The following is a 6,905-nucleotide window of genomic DNA, read 5'->3' as shown; positions in this document are numbered from 1 at the left end:
TTAAATTAAAATGACAACTGGAGTGACCTCCGATCAAAAAACTCATACCAACAAAGGTGACATCATTCTACAAATGAGATGAGAAAACCTTGGCTCTTCGATTAAGAAAATAAGATGGGGATGAAGACACTCATCGCCGTCTGGACCAAGGAATCGCCCAACTCCGAAAGCCCGTCGTTAGTATACATCGCGATTGCGGTAGCAGCATTGGCTACCATAGCTGTCGTCGCTCTGGCTGTATACTTGCACAGAAGGCCTTAAGCCAAAACATCTAGGATCCGGCCCTTCGGATACCCTATGCTCGTTCAGGACTTTCGGCGGTGTGCCGGGGCCTGCCCCGCCGGGGAGATCCCTCGCCGAGCATGCGCCGGGGCACGCCCGATCGCAGGCCGGGACAGGGGTCCTGCGGAGCGGTCGGAGCACAACGGCGCCCGGAAAACCCCCCGAAAAACCGGGTGCGAAGATAGAAATATATGCGGGCGCGAGGGGGCCGTTGTCTGCCTGTCCGTGCCCCTCGCATCCGGGCCTTCTTTCAGCAATTCTTCAACAGTTCCCTCCGCCCCTGCCCGGCACATCCCCAGCAGAGGGCCAGCGTCTAGGATGTCCCGGAAACCTTGATATATGCGTAAAACAGGCCCCGGGCGGCTCCGGGCCCGTACCGGCTAAATAGACGTAAAACGGCCCAGAAGCCCGATCGATCGGCGAAGTCTCTGACCTCGGCTGGCCTATGGGGACAGGACGTCGCAGGGCATCACGGGAAATCGGCTGGCAGCCCAGGCCCGCCTCCCAAAGGACGGGGAAGACGAGATGCGACCGCGAAAGAAGGCGGAGGCGGGACCCTACTGGAAGGGCCCCGCCGGGGTTCTGGCCGGCGTGGGATCCCGTCAGGCAGTTACGCGGAACAGCCTCCCGTCGCCGTCTCCCGCGTACAGGTGCCCGGCGAGGGCCTCGGCGGTCGGGGGCAGCTCGATCCCGCTCTCGTCGAAGAAGGCAAGCCCGTGGAACGCGCCGGGGCCGATCGATGCGACCGAGATTCCGATGGTTATGGAGGAAATGGAGCCGCAACCGTAGAACGCGCGGTCGCCGATGGTTTCCGCGGAATCCGGGATGACGACTTCCGAGAGGGCAGGGCACAGCGAGAACGCGCACTTCCCGACGGACGCCGCGGAATCCGGGATGGCCGCGGAAGCCAGGGAATCGCACGCATAGAACGCATATGCCCCGATCGTCTCCAGGGAATCCCCGAAATCGACGCTTTCCAATGCGGCGCAGCGGGCGAACGCCTTCATGCCTATCTCGGATACGCTTCCGAGGTCCGCCGAGATCAGGGATCCGCATCCGTAGAAGGCCTTGGGGCCTATGTCGGAGACGGGATAATCCTTCCCGCCGTAGGACACCGAGGCCGGGACAGACAGGTGCGCCACCGGGTCGGAATAGCCGACCAGGGTGGCGTCCGCATCGCCGGACCAGTCCACCTTGTATACCAGACCGCCGGAGACGAACTCGAAGCCGTCCGCCACGCGCTGGAGCACGCAGCAGCTTCCCTCGTACGCATATCCGCCCAGGCTGCCCGCCGAAACGTCAAGGACGTTTCCTCTCTCGTCCAGGAACCTGATCCCGTAGAACGCGTTCTTCCCGATGGAGGACACGGAATCCGGAATGGCTACGCTGGTCAGCGCAGTGCAACCGCTGAACGCGCTGGCCCCTATCATGACGCCGTCCCCTGGGATGGCGACGGATGTGAGCCCGCTGCCGAAGAAGGCGTAATTCCCTATCTCCCTGAGGGCCGCGGGGAAGTCGACCGCCTTCAGGGACTGGCAGTACGAGAAGGCCTTCATTCCCACGTACTTGGCCGAATCCATGCGGACGGACTCGAGCGAAGCGCAATTATAGAACGCATATTCCCCGACGGAAGTGGCGGAGGGCATGGACACGGAGGCCAGGGAGGTGCAGCCCCAGAACGCGTTCCGTCCGATAGTCGTGACTTGGTCTCCGAGGTCAATGGAGGCCAGGGAGGTACAGCGTCCGAACGCAGCGAAACCTATGGACGTCACGAAGGGAAGGTCCGCGGTTGCCAGGGAAACGCATCCGGAGAACGCAATGTCCCCGACGGACTCAACGGAGGGCATGGATACGGAGGACAGGGAGGCGCAGTCCACGAACGCTCTGTCCCCGAGGGAAATAGCGGAAGGCATGGATACGGAGGACAGGGAGGTGCATTCACAGAACGCGTAGACCCCGACGGACTCAACAGAGGGCAATTCCACGGAGGCCAGGGAGGTGCAGCCCCAGAAAGCTCTGTCCCCAAGGGAAATGGCGGAAGGCATGGACACGGAGGCCAGAGATTTGCAGTTGTAGAACGCTCTGTCCCCAAGGGAAATGGCGGAAGGCATGGACACGGAGGCCAGGGAGGTGCAGCCCCAGAACGCTCCGTCCCCGACGGAAGTGGCGGAGGGCATGGACACGGAGGCCAGGGAGGTGCAGCGATCGAACGCATTATTCCCGATGGACGTGACTGGGCCTTCGAAGTGGACGGACTTTATCCCTTGGCCCCAAGGCACGTTAGGACTTTTAAAGTCATACATATCGCCGCTGCCTGAGATGACCAGATTGCCGGCGCCGTCGAGCTCCCAGACGAGGTCGTCGCCGCACTTCCCGGAAGGGGCCGCGTCGGAATCCCCCGGAAGCGACAGAACCGCGACGGCGATCAGGGCGAAAGCTACCACGATCAACAATGGGCCCATCTTTTTCAAGCCGCGCTCCCGCTCGGGAGCCTCTCTGTAATCTCTCATGAAATCGAATCGGCGTGGGGCCTTAAAGATTCTGCCCGCAGCCAAAGGTGGAGGCCCCGGGAACCCGGCGCCCAAAAATATACATGAGAGATACGGGGCTGGCATGCTACCTGGCAAAGATCCCTGATGCGAATATCCTCGAGTCCAGCTACCTCAAAGGACCTATGGCGGAGACGTTCATCATCAATGAGATAATGAAAACGCATTCCAACAGAGGATTGGAGACTCCGTTCTTCCACTTCAGAGCGTCGGAGAGAACCGAGATCGATCTTCTGATGCTGTACGACGGGAAAATAAACATGATCGAATGCAAATCAGGGATAACCATCAGCCCCTCGGACGCATCGGCATTCGGCAGACTGGCGACAACCCTGGGAAAAGGGGGATGCGTCGTGTGCTCCGCCGACAATCCTTATCCGATATCTGAAGGGATCTATGCGCTGCCTGTGTGGACCATCGGATGCTGAATACCGCAAATCGGCGATCTGACCCATCGTTCCGATTATCGACGGCAAAGCATAGATTTTTGGCCCGATGTACAGCGGATGACAGAAAAGAAGTGTATTTGAACTGCAACAGTTATAAAGGAAATGACGATGTAACGTCCCGTCCTTTGGAGGAAACATTCATGGTCCAACGCGAAGACGTTTACTGGAACACTTTTCTGCCCGCATTCTTCGCGAGAGTCTCCGACATCATCAAGAGCAAGATAGCCGAGGAGATGGCCCCTCTGGGGATGAACTACACCCATGCTATGTACATCATGGGCCTTACCCTTAGGGACGGGCAGACCCTCGTGGGACTGTCCGATTTCTTGGACATAGATAAGTCGAACACCAACCACGTCATGAAAACTCTGAGGGAGCAGGGCCTCGTGTATGATGACAGGCCCTCCCCGACGAGCAAGAAATACAAGGTGTTCCTCACTGAGAAGGGGAGGGCGCTGGGCCTCCACCTGATGGACTTCCAGGTGGAACTGATGAACGGCTATTTCAAAGGGATCTCCCAGGAGGAGATAATTACGCTGAGGAACATTCTGCTGAAATTCCTCAACAACATCGATCCGGACCTGGACAATTACATGATGTGCAGATATCAGGATCCGTTCTACACTTACCTCCACGCGAACATTAACGACGAGCTTCCGCTCCACGTGATGACCCATCTGAAAGAGCTGAACGAAGACGGCGACGACGATTTCGATTGAAGATCTTCAGGACTTCCAGATGAATCCCGGCGGGATCATATCCCGCCCCTGCGCGCATCCCCCGGCGGTATGGATACCACATAAGAATCTCCGTACGGCCGAGCCACGTTTATCATCGCCCCGTATCTGCGGGCCACGTCCTGGATGTTCTCGTCGTTCATCGCGCAGTCTTTGCTCCCATGGTCGTTGTAAATAATCATCCCGACCATCTTGAACTTGAACTTCCCGACCATGAGGTTCTCGATATGATCGGCCAATGCGACCGCCGCGTCATACGAGGTGGAATAGGAGACAACTATCAGGAGATCCTTCCCCTCCGGAATCAGCGACGCGCCGTGCTCGTCCATGAGCGAGACCAGCCTGTCCTCGAACATGCGGTACGCCCATGACGCCTGCTCGAAATGGACGGGAGTGGAAAGGATGAGCGCGTCGGCGTCGGAAGGGGACAGAGCATAGGAACACTGTGCGGACTGTTCTCCTGCATATTCCTGCTGGTGTTCTGCGGGCAGCAGCAGGAGTGGACGCTTTGGGTAGGAGTCGTCATCTGCGTGGTGGGAAGCTTCCTGCTAGTCAGCGAATCCCCCGAATCGATGGAATCCACCCGCAAGCACAGGGAGTGAGAGCCATGATGGAAGGAAGGCCCCTCAAATTCAGGATACTGGAGCGCCTATACGACGGCAGATCGTACTGGAGCTACGAGATCGTGCCCCTCATAATGGAAGACTACGGAATGACCACCGATTACGAGCGCGACTGCGTGAACTTCGACATGATAGAGATGGCCACCGCCGGATTCATCCGCACCGAGAAGACGGAGCTGGACAGCGAAGGAAAATTCCGCAAAGACAGGCCGGTCTTCCTCTACTCGATAACCGATGCGGGGAAGAAGCAGTTCGAATGGCTCGTAGGAAACATAGGAGGCGATGCGAAATGAGCAACTGGGACATCTGGCTGGACTACTTCAAGGAGGGTTTGATACCTTACTCCGAATACCTGTGGATGGCTCTGATCGTCGGCATATGCGGGTATGCGCTGTACAAATCACGCAAGATAGTATCTGAGTTATGACGCTAAACCCTTTAAAACATCCATGATTCCTCCCGGCTTGGGTCCGCTTCCCGCGGGCTCGGGCCGACATCTCCCTGATTTTAAATTCGTACTATAGTTCTATCTATATAACTATAGGGTCATGGAATCGATCCTGATCGAAAACTAGAACAAATCTGGGTTGTAATACTATAGTTCTATGCTCAGACCCCAAATCAATTGTCTCCGGCCAGCTCGGCCCCCAGCATCCCGACCATGTAAATCGGAAGGTAGGTGATATCCCCATCAATCTTCAGATCGGAAGAATGGATCACATAAGCTTTCCTGATGTGCGGCCGGTAGCGCTCTATGAAACGGTCCAAGGATCTGTGCCTCGCCGAATTCCCGGACTTGACTTCTATAGGTGTAACTTTCCTTCCGCCGACAACGAAATCCACCTCGCCGACGTGCTTGTCATCTGTATAGAACCTGGAGAACCTCAGGTCGATCCCGCACGAGACCAGCTCCTGGGACACCGCATTCTCGAAAAGCATCCCCTCATTCATGCCGAGCTTATCGCGGATGAAAGCCCCTCTGACATCGGCCCTTTCCAGTACGTGTTCGTTGAAAGCTTGGGTCAGCAGAAGCCCGGTATCCAACAGATAGCATTTCATCGACGTCTCATCGATCGTCAGATCCAATGCGGTCTGGACATCTCTGACGCCTTTGCATATGTTGCAAATGCGCGAATCCTCCAGCCACATGATGCTGTCCAGATAATCCGACGTCCTGCTTCCTTTCTTGACGGCGCCTGGGCGGAATCTCTTCTCATGACGGCTCAGCATCGCTGGGACAAGGTCGAACAGCCTCTTAGCCGTGTTTCCCTTGTTTACCGGTATCTTTCCCAGATCCTCGTGGTAAAGATCGAGAATGCCGTTTTTCACTTTTTCGACATCGGAATATCTCTGGGTTTTTTTGAACCTCGATACCGACTGCGGCATCCCGCCTACCACCATGTATGTTTTGTAAAGTTCGGTGAGCTGCCTGTGCATCGCGCCTATCGGCTCCATACCATCGAAACTGTGCTTTGCCAACTCCCATTTCTTGGATTCGCCCATCGCCATGCAGAACTCACGGAAATCCATAGGATGCATCTCTAAGCGATACTCCTCGGAGGGAATCATGATCTTGGAGGAAGCGCATGAGAGCGTTATCAGAGAGCCCGTCTCGATATACCTGTACCTTCCATCCTCAACCAGACCTTTGATCATCTCGCGGGCTTTGGGATAACGCTGAACCTCGTCGAAGACTATTACGCTTTCACCGACATAAAGGTCGACCGAATAAATCGCCTGCAACTCCGTGAACAAGCGATCATAATTGTTCCAATGCCTTTTAAAAACTTCGATCGTCCCGGGACGGGGATTGTAGAAATCGATTATCATTGCCGTACGGTATTCTTTCCTCGAGAATTCCCTGGCGACCGTGCTCTTGCCTACCCTTCTAGCTCCTTCTATCAGCAAAGCATAGCTGTCGCTCCAGTTATTTTTCCACTCGAGCATTCTGCCATAAATGCTGCGATCGAAGATTTCCTCGGGCATAATATTGAATCGACGTGTTTGCTAAATACATTTCCCCGGATTGTAAAACAGGTTTTATGTACATTTCCCCGAATTGAGAATATAGTCGTAGATACATTTCCCCGAATTGAGAATATAGTCGTAGATACATTTCCCCGATTTGGAAAGGAATCTTTAACAACACATCCGAACCCTGAAAAATCAAACTAAACATTATATGAAACAAGTTTGTTCTTATCCACTCATAACCAACCGACGAAAAGTAGCGGTGTCAACCGACGAAAAGTAAAATTTTACGAC

At 55.4% G+C, this 6,905-nt stretch carries 9 protein-coding genes; 6 read left to right on the top strand and 3 right to left on the bottom strand.

Annotated elements, in window-relative coordinates; translation table 11 throughout:
• Positions 1–114: 114 nt before the first annotated feature.
• Positions 115–261, top strand: coding sequence for a hypothetical protein (locus tag IKP20_02785; protein MBR4503884.1), 147 nt, complete (start codon positions 115–117; stop codon positions 259–261).
• Between the two features lie 623 nt (positions 262–884).
• Here IKP20_02785 and IKP20_02780 read toward each other — a convergent pair.
• Complete coding sequence (locus tag IKP20_02780; GenBank protein ID MBR4503883.1) at positions 885–2,792, bottom strand: leucine-rich repeat domain-containing protein; 1,908 nt, start codon at positions 2,790–2,792, stop codon at positions 885–887.
• Between the two features lie 83 nt (positions 2,793–2,875).
• Between IKP20_02780 and IKP20_02775 the strand changes: the two genes are divergently transcribed.
• Positions 2,876–3,259: a DUF4143 domain-containing protein gene (locus IKP20_02775; protein ID MBR4503882.1), complete on the top strand. Its 384-nt coding sequence runs from the start codon at positions 2,876–2,878 to the stop codon at positions 3,257–3,259.
• 161 nt (positions 3,260–3,420) lie between these two features.
• Positions 3,421–3,999 (top strand): winged helix-turn-helix transcriptional regulator, encoded by a 579-nt coding sequence (locus tag IKP20_02770; protein MBR4503881.1) that lies wholly within the window; start codon positions 3,421–3,423, stop codon positions 3,997–3,999.
• A gap of 35 nt (positions 4,000–4,034) precedes the next feature.
• On the opposite strand, the gene IKP20_02765 is transcribed toward IKP20_02770, so the two are convergent.
• Complete coding sequence (locus IKP20_02765; GenBank protein MBR4503880.1) at positions 4,035–4,373, bottom strand: hypothetical protein; 339 nt, start codon at positions 4,371–4,373, stop codon at positions 4,035–4,037.
• Positions 4,374–4,400: 27 nt separating this feature from the next.
• Here IKP20_02765 and IKP20_02760 point away from each other — a divergent pair, with 27 nt between their 5' ends.
• Genes IKP20_02760 through IKP20_02750 form a run of 3 tightly spaced genes read left to right on the top strand, consistent with a single transcriptional unit; the run spans position 4,401 to position 5,067 of the window.
• Positions 4,401–4,619 carry a hypothetical protein gene (locus IKP20_02760; protein ID MBR4503879.1) on the top strand — a complete coding sequence of 73 codons (219 nt, stop codon included), beginning with the start codon at positions 4,401–4,403 and terminating at the stop codon, positions 4,617–4,619.
• A 5-nt stretch (positions 4,620–4,624) separates the two neighbouring features.
• Complete coding sequence (locus tag IKP20_02755) at positions 4,625–4,933, top strand: hypothetical protein (GenBank protein ID MBR4503878.1); 309 nt, start codon at positions 4,625–4,627, stop codon at positions 4,931–4,933.
• Positions 4,930–5,067, top strand: a complete 138-nt coding sequence (locus IKP20_02750; protein ID MBR4503877.1) for a hypothetical protein — start codon at positions 4,930–4,932, stop codon at positions 5,065–5,067. Before IKP20_02755 ends, IKP20_02750 begins: the two co-directional genes overlap by 4 nt.
• Positions 5,068–5,261: 194 nt before the next feature.
• Here the strand turns inward: IKP20_02750 and IKP20_02745 are convergent, their stop codons facing one another.
• Positions 5,262–6,626 carry an ATP-binding protein gene (locus IKP20_02745; GenBank protein MBR4503876.1) on the bottom strand — a complete coding sequence of 455 codons (1,365 nt, stop codon included), beginning with the start codon at positions 6,624–6,626 and terminating at the stop codon, positions 5,262–5,264.
• Positions 6,627–6,905: the final 279 nt, after the last annotated feature.

This window comes from Candidatus Methanomethylophilaceae archaeon (genome assembly GCA_017524805.1).
Lineage (GTDB): Archaea > Thermoplasmatota > Thermoplasmata > Methanomassiliicoccales > Methanomethylophilaceae > Methanoprimaticola.
The sequence above is the reverse complement of the archived record's forward strand: the minus strand, read 5'-3'. Positions and strand labels throughout refer to the sequence as shown.

What these genes read in the sequence shown, in the direction of transcription:
- IKP20_02745 (MBR4503876.1), bottom strand. Translation starts at nt 6,626, where the DNA reads ATGCCCGAGGAAATCTTCGATCGCAGCATTTATGGCAGAATGCTCGAG.
- IKP20_02765 (MBR4503880.1), bottom strand. Translation starts at nt 4,373, where the DNA reads ATGTTCGAGGACAGGCTGGTCTCGCTCATGGACGAGCACGGCGCGTCG.
- IKP20_02785 (MBR4503884.1), top strand. Translation starts at nt 115, where the DNA reads ATGGGGATGAAGACACTCATCGCCGTCTGGACCAAGGAATCGCCCAAC.
- IKP20_02760 (MBR4503879.1), top strand. Translation starts at nt 4,401, where the DNA reads ATGGACGGGAGTGGAAAGGATGAGCGCGTCGGCGTCGGAAGGGGACAG.
- IKP20_02775 (MBR4503882.1), top strand. Translation starts at nt 2,876, where the DNA reads ATGAGAGATACGGGGCTGGCATGCTACCTGGCAAAGATCCCTGATGCG.
- IKP20_02750 (MBR4503877.1), top strand. Translation starts at nt 4,930, where the DNA reads ATGAGCAACTGGGACATCTGGCTGGACTACTTCAAGGAGGGTTTGATA.
- IKP20_02755 (MBR4503878.1), top strand. Translation starts at nt 4,625, where the DNA reads ATGATGGAAGGAAGGCCCCTCAAATTCAGGATACTGGAGCGCCTATAC.
- IKP20_02780 (MBR4503883.1), bottom strand. Translation starts at nt 2,792, where the DNA reads ATGAGAGATTACAGAGAGGCTCCCGAGCGGGAGCGCGGCTTGAAAAAG.
- IKP20_02770 (MBR4503881.1), top strand. Translation starts at nt 3,421, where the DNA reads ATGGTCCAACGCGAAGACGTTTACTGGAACACTTTTCTGCCCGCATTC.